12 protein-coding genes are annotated in these 17130 nt (G+C 40.4%); 7 read left to right on the top strand and 5 right to left on the bottom strand.

Annotated features, from left to right (window positions below):
* Positions 1 to 249: 249 nt before the first annotated feature.
* From FXV77_RS08310 to ligD, 3 genes are all read left to right on the top strand, one after another.
* The gene (locus FXV77_RS08310) at positions 250 to 456 is read left to right on the top strand and encodes a hypothetical protein (protein WP_148918759.1); all 207 of its coding nucleotides are present in this window, start codon (positions 250 to 252) and stop codon (positions 454 to 456) included.
* A gap of 79 nt (positions 457 to 535) precedes the next feature.
* Positions 536 to 1240 carry a type 1 glutamine amidotransferase domain-containing protein gene (locus FXV77_RS08305; RefSeq protein WP_246162363.1) on the top strand — a complete coding sequence of 235 codons (705 nt, stop codon included), beginning with the start codon at positions 536 to 538 and terminating at the stop codon, positions 1238 to 1240.
* Between the two features lie 82 nt (positions 1241 to 1322).
* Positions 1323 to 3752, top strand: a complete 2430-nt coding sequence (gene ligD, locus FXV77_RS08300) for a DNA ligase D (protein WP_148918758.1) — start codon at positions 1323 to 1325, stop codon at positions 3750 to 3752.
* Here the strand turns inward: ligD and ku are convergent.
* Complete coding sequence (ku, locus tag FXV77_RS08295; protein ID WP_148918757.1) at positions 3749 to 4504, bottom strand: non-homologous end joining protein Ku; 756 nt, start codon at positions 4502 to 4504, stop codon at positions 3749 to 3751. The genes ligD and ku overlap by 4 nt on opposite strands.
* A 175-nt stretch (positions 4505 to 4679) precedes the next feature.
* Between ku and FXV77_RS08290 the strand changes: the two genes are divergently transcribed.
* Complete coding sequence (locus FXV77_RS08290; RefSeq protein ID WP_222867747.1) at positions 4680 to 5798, top strand: WG repeat-containing protein; 1119 nt, start codon at positions 4680 to 4682, stop codon at positions 5796 to 5798.
* A gap of 17 nt (positions 5799 to 5815) precedes the next feature.
* On the opposite strand, the gene FXV77_RS08285 is transcribed toward FXV77_RS08290, so the two are convergent.
* Positions 5816 to 7003 carry a YbfB/YjiJ family MFS transporter gene (locus tag FXV77_RS08285; RefSeq protein WP_148918756.1) on the bottom strand — a complete coding sequence of 396 codons (1188 nt, stop codon included), beginning with the start codon at positions 7001 to 7003 and terminating at the stop codon, positions 5816 to 5818.
* Positions 7004 to 7139: 136 nt separating this feature from the next.
* On the opposite strand from FXV77_RS08285, the gene FXV77_RS08280 reads away from it, so the two are divergent.
* Positions 7140 to 8660, top strand: a complete 1521-nt coding sequence (locus FXV77_RS08280) for a GH3 family domain-containing protein (RefSeq protein WP_148918755.1) — start codon at positions 7140 to 7142, stop codon at positions 8658 to 8660.
* 14 nt (positions 8661 to 8674) lie between these two features.
* Here the strand turns inward: FXV77_RS08280 and FXV77_RS08275 are convergent, their stop codons facing one another.
* Complete coding sequence (locus FXV77_RS08275; RefSeq protein ID WP_148918754.1) at positions 8675 to 9349, bottom strand: hypothetical protein; 675 nt, start codon at positions 9347 to 9349, stop codon at positions 8675 to 8677.
* 71 nt (positions 9350 to 9420) lie between these two features.
* Positions 9421 to 10884, bottom strand: coding sequence for an RNA polymerase factor sigma-54 (gene rpoN / locus FXV77_RS08270; protein WP_148918753.1), 1464 nt, complete (start codon positions 10882 to 10884; stop codon positions 9421 to 9423).
* A gap of 228 nt (positions 10885 to 11112) precedes the next feature.
* Here rpoN and FXV77_RS08265 point away from each other — a divergent pair, with 228 nt between their 5' ends.
* Both FXV77_RS08265 and FXV77_RS08260 read left to right on the top strand, forming a co-directional pair.
* Entirely contained in the window at positions 11113 to 13452 is a 2340-nt protein-coding gene (locus FXV77_RS08265) for a transglycosylase domain-containing protein (protein WP_148918752.1), read from the top strand.
* 118 nt (positions 13453 to 13570) lie between these two features.
* Positions 13571 to 16765 (top strand): DPP IV N-terminal domain-containing protein, encoded by a 3195-nt coding sequence (locus tag FXV77_RS08260; RefSeq protein ID WP_246162361.1) that lies wholly within the window; start codon positions 13571 to 13573, stop codon positions 16763 to 16765.
* On the opposite strand, the gene FXV77_RS08255 is transcribed toward FXV77_RS08260, so the two are convergent.
* Positions 16749 to 17081: a GIY-YIG nuclease family protein gene (locus FXV77_RS08255; RefSeq protein WP_148918751.1), complete on the bottom strand. Its 333-nt coding sequence runs from the start codon at positions 17079 to 17081 to the stop codon at positions 16749 to 16751. The genes FXV77_RS08260 and FXV77_RS08255 overlap by 17 nt on opposite strands.
* Positions 17082 to 17130 lie beyond the last annotated feature (49 nt).

The following is a 17130-nucleotide window of genomic DNA, read 5'->3' as shown; positions in this document are numbered from 1 at the left end:
ATTCTTTTTTGTTAACATTATTCTTTCCGATGCTTTCGGATCTTTCCGTTAACAATGTTATGCACTTTTTCGAATAAGGTACTTGGCATAAGGCAAGTTTTTTAACAAAGACACATGAAATACCCGTATAAAATAAGTAAAGGGGGATAAATACCTAAATTAACATTAATGGCAACCATCGAAAAGGTTTTATTGTTCAACAAATAGTTGAATAATATAATACAATGTTTTATAAATAAATTAATAACTATGAAAAGGATTGTTTTTTTAACACTTATGCTTGCGCTGCTAGGCATTGGATGTGGTGGGAATAGAAGTGAAAATTCAGACTCGATCGATACGAGAGATACTATGGGAGACCAAAACTATAGAAATGGAAGATCGACTGCGGATACTGCGGTAAGGGATAGCATAGATTCCGTATTGCCTCCTACACCTCCTCCGGTTACACCATAATTTTAGGGCCTAATGGCCCAAAATTTTAGATTATCACAATGCAAGTTAATCTAACATACTACTGGTTTTATCAAGATACATGATATTGACATTTAATATATTAATGGTACTCACGTCCCACGCTCGAATGGATGGGACAGATTCTACGACGGGCGTTTGGCTAGGAGAAATGACTGATCCCTATTATGAATTTATCGATGCGGGATTTAAAGTGACGATGGCTAGTCCTTTGGGAGGAGAACCTCCGGTCGATCCCATGAGTAGATTAACAGAACACATCACTGCCTCGAACAGGCGTTTTGTCAATGATGAGGTAGTACAGCAACAATTTGCGAATACATTAAAACTGGAAAATATGCACGCCGGTGCTTTTGACGGCGTATTTATTTCCGGAGGACACGGCCCACTATGGGATTTAGCACGCCATCCTGTAATAGGTCGATTATTGTTAGAGTTTGTAAAAGAAGATAAGCCAATTGCAGCCGTTTGTCATGGACCGGCGGCACTACTTCCGTTAGTGGATCTTTATCCGGGATACTTAATCGGAAAGCAGCTTACTGCATTCTCCAATATGGAGGAAACATTGGTCATGCGCCACAACAATATTCCTTTCGAATTGGAATCACGACTGAAAGAATATGGCGCAGATTTCAGCACAGCTAGGCTTCCTTTTAGTCCACATGTCGTGCTGGACGGACAACTTATTACAGGGCAAAATCCTTTATCTGCTGCGTCTACAGCACAAACCATGATAGAACTTCTGACATATCCAGGTAACTTATAGTGCACAATATCTCCAACTTATTGCATTGAAATTCTTAAAACTTTATGAGGGAGAGCGTGTTGATTTCAATAAAAGGGTAGGTATGGCAAAGCTGGCAGATTATAACAAGAAAAGGAATTTCAAGCAGACACACGAACCGAAGGGTGGCAGCAACGATAATAAAAGTAAACCAAAAAAATTACGATTCGTGGTACAGCGACATCATGCCTCCCGATTGCATTATGATGTTCGATTGGAACTGGACGGTGTTTTAAAGAGCTGGGCCGTTCCCAAGGGGCCGTCATTATACCCTAAAGACAAGCGTTTGGCCATGCAGGTCGAAGATCATCCTATAGACTATGCTTCTTTTGAAGGGATTATTCCAAAAGGTAATTACGGTGCGGGCGTTGTCACTATTTTTGACTCGGGATACTATGAATTTACGGAGGCGCGAAATGCAAAAGAGTTTTTGCAAGCGTTAAAAAAAGGCTCCCTCAAATTCAAGCTGCATGGACACATACTTCGTGGCGAATTTGCGTTGGTACGTATGAAAGGGCAGGAGGATAATGCCTGGTTACTCATAAAACATAAAGATCGATATGCATGGGATGAACCTTATGATAGCGAAAACAGTATACAACAAGAGGTTAAGCAGGCTGGTATAGATTTTAAAAAAGACAAGACGGTGGAATTACCGAAACCGATGCTGGCAAAATTGGCGGACCATCTCCCCGAAGGAACGGAATGGAGGTATGAAAAAAAATATGATGGATTTCGTATTTTGGCTACGCGTGGCAAAGGAGGCGTTCAACTTTATTCCCGCAACGGGAAAGATATGAATGCCTTGTTTCCTTCTGTGGTAGAGGAATTATCTTCTTTAGACAAATATGTGTGGCTCGACGGAGAACTTGTCATCGAGGATAAACAAGGAAACGCGCATTTCCAATTGATAGCCAGTGGCGAACCTATTCCGAGCAACCTTACATTACGTTATTATGTCTTTGATATACTTCGTTTAGAAGACGAATACGTTACGGATTATGCGCTTAAAGAAAGAGAAGAATTATTGGCTTTATTGTTTCGTCGAATAAAGAAAACTAAAATTGTGCGGTTAACACAGATTTTGCAAGGCACAGTTCAACATGTTAAAGCAAAAGCCGAAAAAGAACATTGGGAAGGGGTTATTGCAAAAGAAACAAATAGCACTTATTTACAAGGTAAACGTAGCAGTTCTTGGACAAAATTCAAGTTGCGAAATAGCCAGGAGGCCGTCATCTGTGGGTATACTTCGCCACAGGGAAGCCGTTCTTTTTTCGGAGCTTTGGTACTGGGCTATTATCGAGATGGCGAGTTAGTGTATATTGGCAACTGCGGCACAGGCTTCAATACAAAGAGCCTTAAAAATATATACGCAACTATGCAAAAGCAGGTCAGTGGACATAAACCTTTTGACGAGCAAGTGACGGTAGCGAAAGAAAAAGAAGTAACGTGGCTACGGCCGTTATTGGTGTGTGACGTGTATTATAGTGAATGGACGACAGATGGTCGTTTGCGCCATCCCGTGTTTAAGGGGTTGCGAGAGGATAAAGATGCGGAAGAAATTGAAAAGGAAGATCCTATGAAAAACGAGAAGAACGAAGACTTAATTACCATAGGTCGTAAAAAGGTACAACTGACCAACTTGAACAAGGTGTATTGGCCAAAGGAGCATTATATTAAAGGGCAAATGATAGCGTATTATGAGCAAATCGCCGATTATATACTTCCGTTTATTAAAAACAAACCGATATCCATGCATCGCTTTCCGAACGGCATTACAGCAGAAGGTTTTTTTCAGAAAGATGTGGATACCGACAATATTCCTGATTGGGTAAAAACGGCACCCATACATTCGGAAAGTACGGGAAAAGAAACGGACTATATCGTTTGTAACGATAAAGCCACGCTTCTTTATATTGCTAATTTGGGATCTATCGAAGTAAATCCCTGGCTTTCTACCTATCAAAAGCCCGAACATCCGGACTTTGCTGTGTTGGATCTAGACCCAAACGGGACCGATTTTCAGGAATTGATACAGGTGGCGAAGACGACACATGAAATTTTTGAAGAACTGAAAGTACCGGCATTTTTAAAGACTTCCGGATCTACGGGGCTACATATCTATATTTACTTGAACAAGAAATATACGTATGACGTCGCACGGGATTTTATCGAGTTGGTAGCCCAAATGGTTCAAGAAAAACACTCCAATACGACAAGTCTGGTACGGGATCCAAAAAAAAGAAAAGGCATGATCTACCTAGATTTCCTACAGAATAGGAGAGGGCAGACCATAGCGGCGCCCTATTCCTTAAGACCCAAAGAAGGAGCGACTGCCAGTGCACCTTTGCGATGGGACGAATTAACATCTAAACTGCGTATTGCCGATTACAACATCAAAACGATGTTAAAACGCGTAAAAGAGATAGGTAATCCCTGGGCAACCTTATGGGACAGTCCCGTCAATATAAAACAGGTGCTTGCTAAGCTTTAGGCTAAACTAGCCTTCAATTTATTTAATAAGTCTGTCGATTTCGTATTCTCTATTTTCATCTTACGAATAGAAGTATGCTTTCCTTTAGCTTTCTGTTTGATAATTTTCAGCAACTCCCTGGTATACTCATTTTTATATTTTGAAATATTAAAAGGCTGGTTATGCTGCTTGATCAATTGCATAGCCATATCCATTTCCTCTTTTTTTAATCGGGCGTTACCCGGCAAGCTTAAGTCTTCCGTAGACCGTATCTCTTCCTCAAATCTAATTTTGTTGAGCAGTAGCATATTCTCATAGGGTTTCACAATGGCAAGATGTTCTACATTGCGCATGACGAAAGAACCTAGTCCAGCTGTCTTACTTTTTTCAAGCGCTTTAAGGAGAAGTTGATAAGCTTTCGTTCCTCCTTTTTGGGGTTCTAGATAATAAGGCGTGTCAAAATATATGCTATCTATTTCATCCATCTTGACAAAAGAATGCAAGTTTATCATTTTGTTCTTCTCGGGGCTGGCTTCTTCGAAGTCAGTATCTTCCAAAATAACATATTTATCTTTGAGCAAGTAACCTTTAACAATATTCTCCCACTTCACTTCCTTGCCGGTATTTTCATTCACACGTTTGTATTTGATGTTCGATTTGTCTTTTCTATCCAACATATCTAAATCCAGTGAGCTGCTTTGCACAGCGCTATATATTTTAATGGGAATATTAACCAATCCAAATCCTATTGCTCCAGTCCAAATAGCTCTCATGATATTTCGTTTTTTTACTTCTATTAGTAAGAACAACGCTTTGTTAAAAAGGTTCGTTTTTAAGTTTGCACGCTTTCCTGGCGGCGGCGGATCTGCGTTGAACAGCCAGATTTATTTTTGTTAAGATACCACGTATAAATTTTTGTATTTTTAGACTGGTATAACGTACAAGACAATGAGAATTTTTAAGTGTTTTAAGGTAATCGTAGCGGTGTTGTTGATACTATTGGAGCAACAGCTCTTATGGGGACAAACCGAAGATACGTGGACAGCTTTTTATAATCAAGATTCTACATTAGTTGGATATAAAGATCGTTCGGGCGATGTAAAAATACCGCCGAAGTTTGCCGGATACATGACCGCTATAAAATTCGATGATATCGTGGCAGGCTTAGAACGGAATGGAGAAAAATGGATAAGCTATTATGTGAATAAAGACGGCAAGGTATTCGGAACAGACAGTATGTATATCTTTGACAATACGGCGGACTGTGAAAACGAAGGATTTATACGGTTTAGGGATAGGGAATCAGATAAAGTAGGATTATTTGATAAAAAAGGGAGCATTGTTGTACCGGCTATGTACAACGATTTAACAAAAGTTAGAAATGGAATGTTAGTGGGATTAAAGGGTGCGGAAAAGAAATATGCACGTGAAAACGACCCACCGGTAGATAATTATTATACATGGGTAGGAGGGGAAGAAGTGTTGCTGGATACCTTAAATAATATAGTAGCAGAAAATTTTACCAACGACAATAAGCTTGATTTTTATTCTATTGAAATCACATCAAAGCCATCGGAAGATAAATCGAAAAAGAGCTTTCCGTCAAACGACGGGACATATGTAACCTTTATTGATTTTGTGGAAGAATTTAAAATATGGTTAGCGAATGATCTATTATCTGACTTTACCACAGAGAAACTGTTACAAGCTTCCCATGATACCATTGTGTGGGAATCTACTAAGGGATGGGCAAAGACTGAAAAACGAGCGTTTATCGAGAACAATTTCCAGCTATTAAAACATATTCTATCGGAAATTAAGGAACCCGAAACTAATTATGCTGTTTTCTTGAACGGATTAAATCCTTTTATGTATGAGGGAGCAGAGTTCGATAAATACTTTAATAACTGTCGTGAAGCAAAAGAATGGCAATATCCGGTATTAAGTGTTGTTATTTCATACCATTACGGAAAGGAGGCTATGTCGCAAAACCGTTTTGATTTTTTACGAACGGAGAATGGGTATGGGTTAATTTCGAGTACAATTAGAAATGCAGAAATTAAATAGTTTATTTATTCCGTTTTCTACGCTTTAGGCGTCCGCCATGCCCAGAATAACCCCCAGATAAAAGCACCTAATCCTACCGCAAAACTCTGTAATAATGTGCCTCCATGCTCCATCCACATTTTAGCGAGCCAGGGGCCAATCAATTGTGAGCCGGCATACAAGGCGATCATGGCTGCAGATAACCTTGGACCTTGATGAGGTTGAAAATACCGAGCTAAACGTTGTGTACACATGACCGTCCCCACAAAGCTACTACCTACCAAAACGGCACATGTAATCACGCCGATAGCCGACGGAATGAACAAGACAGCAGCGACACCTAATCCTTGCAAAATATAGGTATAGATTAAACTGAGACGATCTCCATATCGATGTCCTATCCAGTTCCATAGCGGAATAAATAGCAAACAGGATATAGATGTAATCACCCAGACATTTCTGACCCATATACCGTTTTCCGAAATCGTATCATGTGCAAGGGCTGGTAAAAAAGTCATCGGTAAAATATAACCTAAACCGGCACCAACATAAGAGAGAAATAACGGAGTACTGCGGTTATCGAATAGCTTGGGTTTGCTAATCATCTTACTATCTTTATCATGATATCCCACTGATTGTGTTTTGATTTCCAGAAAACGCATACCACTATAGATAGCTAGTATCAAAGACACTAATGCTATTGGAATCCATCGGTTCTCAGCTTTGAACGATGCGGCCGTAGAATCTACCAATATACCACCGGCCAATAATCCAATGGCTACGCCAAAATATACTAAGCCACTGAGATGGGCTTTGTTGTGCATAATCAGCCATTCCAATAATAAAGCAGGTGCCAAAACAAATACTATTCCGTTTGTAACGCCATTTAATAATCGGAGGACCAAGAGCCATTCATACTGTGGGATAAAACATTGGGCTAATGTAATGAGTGCATTTCCTAAAAGACCGATGAGTAGATATTTCTTAATAAATTGGGGTCCTGAATAGCGTACTGCAAGCAATGCTCCTACTAAATAGCCCACATAATTGATGGTTGCTAAATCTGCACCTTGTGTAATGGTCAGCATTTTATCCTGGATAAAATAGGGCAATAAAGGTGTGAAAGAAAACCGACCTAATGCATGAACTACTGCGAGGGCAGCAATACCCGCAAGTAGGTAACGGACGGCTTTTTGTTTAACTGAATCTTCTGTTCTGGAAACCACTTATATATAGTATTAACGATCGTATTATTTTGCCGCCGCAAGATAATAAATAGATTGAACGGGTAAGAATATTCTGTGATTTCAAAACAATTTTAATAGACATCTATTCTTTATTATATAAAGAGGAGCATATATTATGGCTATTATTGGAGAAATCATCAAAAGGGTAATTGATGTGAACGGCTTGATCAATAAGGGTGCAACACCTTGGGAAGCCCAGATACAAACCTTGTTAGATATGTTGGAAGCGGCGAAATACACCGCTTTTGGAAGAACGTATAATTTCAGTAATATCCTTGCTGATGCGGATCCTGTCAAACATTTCCAACGAGTGGTACCGATATTCGACTATGATAAACTACATGCGGAGTGGTGGCATTATCTGCATGAAGGGCATGAGAATGTGACATGGCCGGGAGGACAACGCTATTTTGCCATGAGTAGTGGGACAACCAGCAATAGCAAGGCTATTCCCGTAACCGATGATATGTTGAATTCTATCAAAAAAGCCGGTATACAGCAGATATTAAGCTTGAAGAACTTTGATCTTCCGGGAGATTTCTTCGAAAAGGATATCATGATGTTAGGCAGTAGCACAAAGCTTGTTGAGCAAAACGGATTCCTAGAGGGCGAAATCAGCGGTATATCTGCAGCTAACCTACCTTTATGGTTTCGGAAATTCTATAAACCCGGCAGGAAAATAGCCGATAGCAAGGATTGGGATGAGCGCGTGCGTAAGATAGCCCTTGCAGCAAAGAAATGGGATATTGGAAGCATGACCGGCATCCCATCGTGGTCGGAAATTTTGATTAAAGAAATCATCCGTCGGAATAAGGTCGACACTATACACGATATCTGGCCTAACTTACAAGTATACAGTACGGGTGGGGTGGCCTTTGGTCCTTATCGTAAAAGTTTTGAAAAGCTATTTTCGAAGCCTATGATTTATATCGATACCTATTTGGCATCAGAAGGTTATTTGGCAACCCAGAAGCGACCGGATACCGATGCGATGGCGCTTATTACCGATAATGGGATTTTCTTTGAATTTGTTCCTTGTACTTCTGATAATATGGATGAAGAGGGATGTGTAAAACAGCATGTACCCACGTTAACCATTCAGGAGGTGGAAGAAGGCGTAGAATATGTGCTGCTAATTTCCACGGTATCTGGTGCTTGGCGCTATATGATAGGAGATACCGTTATCGTCACAGATAAAGAGCGTGCAGAAATTATCATTAGCGGACGTACAAAGCATTTTCTCAATGTGGTAGGCGAACAATTATCTGTACATCAAATGAACCAAGCGATTCAAAAACTGCAAGAACAATTTGATTTGGAAATCCGGGAGTTTACGGTTGCTTCTATCCGTCGAGGTGAACGCTATATCAACAAATGGTATCTCGGAGCGGATAGAGCACATTCACCTGCTACGGATATTGCAGAGGCCCTTGATGCGGAGTTGCAAGCAAATAATAAAAACTATACAGTTGCCAGACGTCAGACTCTAGATGGTATAGAAGTGGACATTATACCTGTAAAACACTTCCATCAGTGGAGTGAACATGATAAAAAGTTGGGCGGGCAGACGAAAGTACCACGTGTTATGAACGAAGAAGATTTTGAAGCTTTCGAGGCATTTATAACGAAACTGTGATAGGGGTACATTGCTTAATTATCTTCTTCTTGCGTGCTTTGAGCTAATGCTGTTTCGTCGGCCAAAAGTTCCTCTTTTTCCGGTTGCGTTTTCTTCTCCATTTCGGATACGAGTTCGACAATATCATCCGGTGAAAGATAGAGACGCGCAATCTTTTGTTTATAACGCGTGGATAATTCACTATGTCCAAGAATAAACTCCTTGGTAGATAAGATATAAGGAGCCATACCCCGATTAACGGCAAAGGTATCCGCTACGCGTTCCGCTTTGCGGACATATCCTTTAGAAAGCCAATATAACAGGCCAAACTTGGCTATCCCCCATACCGTTCGCTGCTCATAGTCCATGAGATGCCCCAGCTCATGACCGAACCATCCAATCAGCACGTCCGCTGGTAAATGGTGGATGGGTTCTATACTTTGCGTAAGTTTAAATACAGGATTGATTAAAATGTCATATACGCGTTTATCGTGGGATTGTAAAAGTGTGTTTATTACTGGACGTGCCGCCATCACAGATTTCTTTAGTTTTCGGCTAAATAAAAATCGAATATGTGTATGCTTAAGTTCTGGGTAGTGAGACAATGCCTTTAGAGCCGACTGTTCGATTACCTTCGGGATTTCCTTATTTATCGAAAATGCCGCTAAGTGTTCATCTATAATTGTTTCTTTATCCGTATAAATGCCCATAAGCTTTTTTACATACTAACAATGCGCGATAGAAATTGTTGCAAAAAATGGTTTTAAAAATAAAAAGGAGCTTAAAGCTCCTTTCTTAATCTTGCGACTGGAATGTTCATCGCCTCCCGATATTTGGCGACGGTTCGGCGTGCAATGGTATATCCTTTCTCTTTTAAGATTTCCGTTAATTTTTCATCCGCAAGCGGCTTACGTTTATCCTCATTGGAAATGCATTCTTCTAATATTTTCTTTACTTCTTTATTGGAAACCTCTTCCCCCGAATCGGTTTGTATAGCTTCGGAAAAGAAAGACTTTAACAGGAAGGTTCCAAATTCAGTCTGTACATATTTGGAGTTGGCAACTCGTGATACAGTTGAAATATCCATTTCAATTCTATCGGCTATATCCTTTAGTATCATAGGTTTAAGAAGTCGTTCGTCTCCTGTAAGAAAATAATCGTATTGATATTCCATGATAGCATTCATGGTCTTCAATAAGGTTTGTTGCCGTTGCTTGATAGCGTCTATAAACCATTTAGCAGAATCCAGTTTTTGTTTGACGAACTGTACTGCCTCTTTCATTTTTCTATCCGTTTTTTCCGCCTTTTCGTAATGGGCGAACATTTCTTGATAACTTCGAGACACGCGGAGCTCCGGAGCATTTCTTCCGTTGAGCGTCAGATGGAGTATGCCGTCATTGTTCATAATATGGAAATCCGGGATGATATGGAGCTGTTTGCCTGCAGAGGCTCCAGAATCACCGGGTTTAGGATTTAATTTGAGAATTTCATTGACAATGTCCTTGAGTTCCTCGGAATTTACGCCTAATTGTTTTTCTATCTTGTCGTAGTGTTTTTTTGTAAATTCATCGAGGTAATCTTCGACAACTCTAATGGCTTGATTAATAATGGAATTATTTTGATCTTTCTTACGTAATTGTATAAGTAAACATTCTTGTAAATCACGTGCTCCTATACCTGCAGGTTCGAAATCCTGAATCACTTTCAATATAGCCTCTACTTCTGCTTCTTCTGCAATCACGTTTTGTGAAAAAGCAAGATCATCAATCAACGAAAGAATCGGACGCCTTAAATAGCCATCATCATCCAGGCTACCAATGATCTGTTGTCCGACGAGGTAATCTTTATCTGATAAAGCAAGTAAATCCAGTTGATTTTGTAATAACTCAAAGAATGAATCTTGGACAGCTATTGGGATCTCTTTTCGGTCTTCATCATCATCGCTTCCATAATTGGTTGAATAATCGTTGTAGTCATCTTCTTGGATATATTCGTCTACACTAAATTCTTCGTCAAAATCGTTTTCCTGGTTTTCGAAATTCTCGTCCGGATCCCGGTCAGGGTATTCCTCAACGGGATCGGTCATATTTGTTAAACTCCCATCCTCCAAAGCAGGATTTTCTTCCAATTCCTCCTTAATGCGGGCATCCAGAGAGACGGTAGGTACCTGCAACAATTTTATAAATTGAATCTGTTGCGGCGAAAGTTTCTGTAATAATTTTTGCTGTAATGTCTGCTTTAACATGCTTTATGCTTCTTTTGCACGGGTAAAAATACTTAAATAAATCAGAAAACTAAAGTGCAGTGCGTTGGGCTAATCTAAAACAGGTATAATTATTGAGGAAGAATTTGCTACCGCTGTGAAATTTACGTGTATGCATCAAGTGTTAAAATACGTTAATTTCAAAAACCAACGTCTGTTTTTTTACCTTGCATAGCTTTTTTTAGAAAAACAATTTCCATATTTACCGTTATGTTTAAAAGGGTTAAAAACAAATTCGTCCGTTACTTTTTGATAGCGGTCTATAGCCTTATTATATTGCTATGTGCTGTGCAGCTAAACTTCTTATGGCTATTTGGATATTCCCCAACTAAAAAAGACATTGTTCTGCCGACACTGCATATTTCGTCGGAGTTATATACTGCGGATTCCGTCTTAATAGGACGATATTTTGAAGAGGATCGAGACCCTGTTGGTTATGACAGTATTTCGGAAAATATATTAAATGCGCTTATCGCTACCGAAGACATTCGTTTTTACAAACATAATGGCGTGGATTTTATTGGTCTGTTTTCTAGTGTTGTGTCTACATTGAGGGGAGATACGCGAGGAGGGAGTACGATTACACAGCAACTTGCTAAGAACCTTTATCGAACACGATACAACCAATCCCAAGGTCTGCTTGGTCGTATCCCCGGCGTACGTATGGGAGTGACGAAATTTAAAGAGTGGATGACCGCCTATAAACTGGAAAGCAAATACGAAAAAGAACAGATTATTACCATGTATTTAAATACCGTGTCGTTTAGCAATAATGCTTATGGTATTAAATCTGCATCGTTACGATATTTCAATAAGCAACCTAATCAGTTATCTGCTACAGAAGCGGCTGTATTGATTGGCATGTTAAAGGGCACAACGCTCTACAATCCCATCCGTAATCCGGATAAATCAAAAGAACGCAGAAATGTCGTTTTGAGACAGATGCAAAAGGAAGGATATATCAGTGAGGAACAATATATTTCTTTTTCCAAAGAACCGTTAAATTTGAATGTTAATAACCCGGAGAGAGGTGGAGCAAATGATTCTTATCTGCGGGCGGCTGTCGAAAAATGGCTTGAAAAATGGAGTGAGGAGCACGATATTGATATTTATACGGCTGGTTTAAAAATATACACCACGATCGATTCCCGTATGCAGCAACTGGCCGAAGAAACGGTAGCTAAGCAGATGAAGGGATTGCAGGAACGTTTGGATAATACTTGGCGAAACGAAGAGCCGTGGCGAGACAAAAGTGGTGCTGTAATTCCTGGATTTCTGGAGGATAAAGTTAGGAAATTACCAGTTTTTGCGTCGTTGATGGAGCAATTTAACAATGACGAAGAAAAGGTATTCCAGATCATGCGAGAACCTAAGAAAATGAAAATTTTCACGTGGGATGGGGATAAGGAAGTAGAAATGTCTACGATGGATTCGTTGAAACATTATGTGAGTATGCTGAATACGGGGATGATGGCCATGGATCCTTACAAGGGGGAGATTAAGGTATGGGTAGGGGGGATCAACCATCGTTATTATAAGTTCGACCATGTAAACCAAGCGAAGCGACAAGCGGGCTCTACTTTTAAGCCTTTTGTTTATTTGACAGCATTGGAAAATGGTATGGAACCTTGCGATAAATATGAAGACAAACCTGTACGGTTAGATTTTGTAAATAAACAAGGAGAAAAAGAGGTCTGGGAACCTAAAAACGCAGACTGGAATTTTTCTTATCGTAACATGTCGCTTCGTTGGGCAATGGCTCGTTCTTTAAATACAATAACAGCGCAGATAACAAGAGACGTCGGGTGGGATAAAATTGTGGAAACGGCACATCGTTGTGGAATCGAAAGCCATTTGGAGTCTGTACCATCAGTAGGCCTTGGCTCAAACGATGTGTCTGTGTTTGAAATGGTGAATGCTTATGCGACTTTCATGAATGAGGGTAAACGGGTAGAACCGATTCTTGTTTCCAAGATTTATGATAATAACGGTAAACTGATAACATCTTTTCAAACGAAAGAGAAACAAGTCGTGGATCCCGAGAATGCGTGGTTAATGACCTATATGCTGCGTGGTACGATAGAAGAACCAGAAGGAACTTCGCAGGCGTTGTGGGAATGGGATCTTTTTGGTAATGAAAATCAAGTTGGCGGGAAAACAGGTACTTCGTCTGATTATGTTGATGGATGGTATATGGGGGTGACAAAAGACTTAGTTGCAGGTGTTTGGGTTGGATGTGATGAACAAAGCATTCGGTTTAAAAGCTCCCAAACAGGAGAGGGATCTAAAACGGCTTTGCCCATTTACGCGGCATTTATGGAGGAGTTATATCAACAACCGGAATTAGGTGTCACAAAAGGAAAATTTCCAGATCCTAAGGTAGAGATTAAGAAAAAATATAATTGTCCGAGCCCACGGATTCGAGTGGAGGTGCCAAGTGACAGTACAGCGGTTGAATCGGATGTAGAAGATGAACAAACAGAAACCTTATTCACATTGCCGGAAGTAGAAGAGTCAGAAAGGACAGATATAAACGAAATAGAAAGATAATTTGTATTTTTGAAAAGACTAATCTTTAATTATGAAATACCCACGTATAGAAAACACCAACACCGATGAAAATAATCTGGGTATTCCATATGGCCATTGAAAGAAAAATTATTTACATATGAAATATTCATCTCCATATCGGACGGTTAAAAAGCAAATAAAAAATAAGGATATGTACGCTAAGGGATGCTTAACGGGAATAAAGCAGGCAATAGTAGCGATGATGCTGTTATTGCTCGTACCGCATATTGCTTCGGCGCAATATTTCGGACAAAATAAAATGCGTTATAAGAAACTGAAATTCGATGTGAAGGAAACACCTCATTTTGAAATGTACAGCTATCTTAAAAACGATAGTATGATGACTTGGCTGGCGAAGGAATCAGAAGTATGGTACAATATGCATCAGCAAGTCTTTCAAGATACCTTCTTACGAAAAAATCCGCTCATTATTTATAACAATCACCCGGAATTTCAACAAACAACTGCCATATCTGGTGAAATTTCTGTTGGTACGGGTGGGGTGACCGAAGCATTCAAGCAACGTGTGGTGATGCCGATCATGCAAATTAACCATCAAACGAGACACGTATTAGGGCACGAAATGGTGCATGCTTTCCAATTCCGTATGTTGATGGAGGGAAGAGATACGACACGGTTAGAAAATGTGGGGAATATTCCTTTATGGATGGTGGAAGGAATGGCGGAGTATCTGTCTATTGGAAAGAAAGATGCCTTTACGGCTATGTGGATGCGGGATGCCTATGCCCGTAACGATATTCCCTCGTTAAGACAACTGACGGAACAATCGTACAATTATTTTCCTTATCGTTATGGGCAAGCATTTTTGGCGTTTATCGGGGCTACTTATGGGGATACTGTCATTATGCCGATGTTTATGGAAACAGCGAAATATGGTTACGAGATGGGCATACGTCGCGTTTTTGGTTATGACGCACAGACCATGTCGACTTTATGGCGAAACACGATGGAGTCTACTTTTAAGGCATTGGATAAAGACACGACTTCCCGACCTATTGGTCAGGCCTTAATTACACCAAAGAACGCAGGCCGCATGAATGTAGCGCCGGCCATCTCTCCGGATGGTCGTTTTGTTGCCTTTATGTCAGAAAAGGATCTGTTTGGAATTGATCTTTTTCTGGCGGATGCACAAACAGGTAACATTATACGCAAGTTGGGAAGTCGAACGACCAATGCCGACATAGACGAATTTAGTTACCTGGAATCAGCAGGTGATTTTTCGGCCGATAGCCGCTATTTTGCATTCAGCGTATTTAGTGAGGGGAAAAACAAATTGATGGTGATCGATGTGCAAAGTGGAAAGACCATAGCTATAGAAGCGATGGGCGATATTGTGGAATTTACGAACGTCAATTTTGCCCCCGATGGTGACCGCGTTGCATTTTCAGGACTGAAGGAAGGACAGAGTGATATTTATGTCTATAACTTCAAGACAAAGGAATTGGAGCAATTAACGAATGATAAGTATTCGGACTTCCAACCAAGTTTTTCACCAGATGGGAAAACTATCGTTTTCAGCACGGATAGAATGTCGTTGGAAAATGCTTCCCGTTCTGTTGATATTCCCATGGGGATGGCAACAATTGATGTTGCTACGAAGGAAGTGACGGTTATTGATATTTTTCCGGGAGCAAACAATCTAAACCCACATTTTTCCGGAGAGGGAACACACATTTATTTCTTGTCCAATGGGGACGGCTACCGCAATATGTTTCGCTATTCATTGAAAGGGATGGTCGTCGAGCGGCTCACTGATTATTTTACAGGCATCAGTGGTATCACAGAGTATTCGCCCGCGATGAGTATATCCAACAATGATGACATTGTGTACTCTTATTTTAAAGGTAATCAATACAGTATCTATAAAGCGAATGCATCAGAATTTGAACCGGAAGTGATCGATGCAAGTGCCCCCGATTTTACAGCCGCAATGTTACCTCCGAATGTAGATCGTGGTGTCAACGTTGTCAATACAAATTTGCAGAACTTCAATGCCTATCGACGTATTAATGAATCGATGATACAGCCAGTACCCTATCGTTCGAAATTTAAACTAGACTACTTAGCGAATTCGGGAGTGGGAATGACTGTTGGTACGCGTTATGGAGCGGGAATGGCAGGTGGTATTTTCGGCATTTTCTCGGATATTCTTGGTTACAACCAGATTTATTCTACATTGAATATCAATGGAGAGGTACAGGATTTTGGTGGACAAGTGGCTTATGTAAACCAGCGAAGCCGTTGGAATTGGGGCGGTTCGATCTCGCATATACCTTATCGAAGTGGATTTCGGATGTATGAAGTCGACGATTTAGGTAGAGGGGATGAACTGGTGCTTAGTGATTATATTATCCGTCAATTTGAAACACAATTCGATGCCTTCGTGGCTTATCCTTTTAACAGGCATCATCGGTTCGAAATAGGTGGAGCATTGGCTCGTTATGGCTATAGTGTGGAAAAATGGCAACAAAGTTATTTTAGTTTTGGTTTCGTCGATCGTGAACGCTTGTCGAATGAGGAGGCAATGGACTTGCTTGGATTCAGCCTCGATCCGCTCATTATGCAGCAGGTGAGTACAGCTTTTGTAGGGGATAATTCGATATTTGGTTTAACATCTCCGATACAGGGATTCCGCTATCGCTTGTCTGCCGGGCAATATTTCGGTGACCTCAACATGCGCGCTTATAATGTAGATTTACGACGTTATATGCGTTTTAAACCGGTAACAATAGCTGCACGTGCTTATTCTTATATCCGCTCGGGTGGCGATGAAAATCGCTTGCGTGGAAACTACATCGGTTATCCATTCTTTGTGCGGGGTTACGACAATTTAAGCCGTGACCGTGTTGGAAATATTTCTTTCGATGACTTGATGGGGTCCAGGGTACTGGTGGGTAACTTTGAAGTGCGCTTGCCGTTTACAGGTCCGGAACAGCTTGCGGTCGTAAAATCGGGATTACTGTTTTCTGATCTTAATCTTTTCTTCGATGCTGGGCTGGCATGGAACAGTGGCAATAAGATTGTGAGCAATCTGGATAAAAAGCCCGTTGTACCGCAATTCAACCCAGATGGTACGCCTGTAGTCGATCAAAATGGTCAACAGGTTATGGGATACGATAGAAATTATCGTGTGCCGGTATTTAGCGCGGGTATATCCATGCGGGTCAATTTATTTGGAGCGATGATTCTTGAACCTTATTATGCGATACCGTTTGTTTCGTCGAGAACAAAATTCGGTACGTTTGGATTAAACTTCATGCCCGGTTGGTAGTCCAAACACCACTCTCCAGCCTATTTCTATTAGCTGGAGAGATGTTAAGATTAAGCCAATTAGGATTCTTAAGACGAATAAGTTTTTCCCGTTGCATCCTAGTAAAGTGGCGTAATGTACTATGGTAAGAAAGTGCCTTTTCTTTACTATCGAATATCTCCATATAAACGACGTTGTTTAGTTTAGGCGAACCGTTAAACAAAATCGATGACGTGTTGTGTATTTCCTGTAGGCGAGCGGGCATATCACTGCAATATCCAACTTCCAAGTATGCTCGGTTACTATCGGTAACAATATATACAATATGTGTTTCCATATGTTATTGATGTTTATATACTAATAAATTTGGTTGTCCAAATATTAAT

The organism is Sphingobacterium phlebotomi, from assembly GCF_008180195.1.
GTDB classification, from domain to species: domain Bacteria; phylum Bacteroidota; class Bacteroidia; order Sphingobacteriales; family Sphingobacteriaceae; genus Sphingobacterium; species Sphingobacterium phlebotomi.
Note: the sequence above shows the minus strand (reverse complement) of the source record. Positions and strands in the feature narration are given on the sequence as shown.

What these genes read in the sequence shown, in the direction of transcription:
- FXV77_RS08275 (WP_148918754.1), bottom strand. Translation starts at nt 9,349, where the DNA reads ATGGGCATTTATACGGATAAAGAAACAATTATAGATGAACACTTAGCG.
- FXV77_RS08255 (WP_148918751.1), bottom strand. Translation starts at nt 17,081, where the DNA reads ATGGAAACACATATTGTATATATTGTTACCGATAGTAACCGAGCATAC.
- FXV77_RS08280 (WP_148918755.1), top strand. Translation starts at nt 7,140, where the DNA reads ATGGCTATTATTGGAGAAATCATCAAAAGGGTAATTGATGTGAACGGC.
- ligD (WP_148918758.1), top strand. Translation starts at nt 1,323, where the DNA reads ATGGCAAAGCTGGCAGATTATAACAAGAAAAGGAATTTCAAGCAGACA.
- rpoN (WP_148918753.1), bottom strand. Translation starts at nt 10,884, where the DNA reads ATGTTAAAGCAGACATTACAGCAAAAATTATTACAGAAACTTTCGCCG.
- FXV77_RS08310 (WP_148918759.1), top strand. Translation starts at nt 250, where the DNA reads ATGAAAAGGATTGTTTTTTTAACACTTATGCTTGCGCTGCTAGGCATT.
- FXV77_RS08305 (WP_246162363.1), top strand. Translation starts at nt 536, where the DNA reads ATGATATTGACATTTAATATATTAATGGTACTCACGTCCCACGCTCGA.
- FXV77_RS08260 (WP_246162361.1), top strand. Translation starts at nt 13,571, where the DNA reads ATGAAATATTCATCTCCATATCGGACGGTTAAAAAGCAAATAAAAAAT.
- FXV77_RS08265 (WP_148918752.1), top strand. Translation starts at nt 11,113, where the DNA reads ATGTTTAAAAGGGTTAAAAACAAATTCGTCCGTTACTTTTTGATAGCG.
- ku (WP_148918757.1), bottom strand. Translation starts at nt 4,504, where the DNA reads ATGAGAGCTATTTGGACTGGAGCAATAGGATTTGGATTGGTTAATATT.
- FXV77_RS08290 (WP_222867747.1), top strand. Translation starts at nt 4,680, where the DNA reads ATGAGAATTTTTAAGTGTTTTAAGGTAATCGTAGCGGTGTTGTTGATA.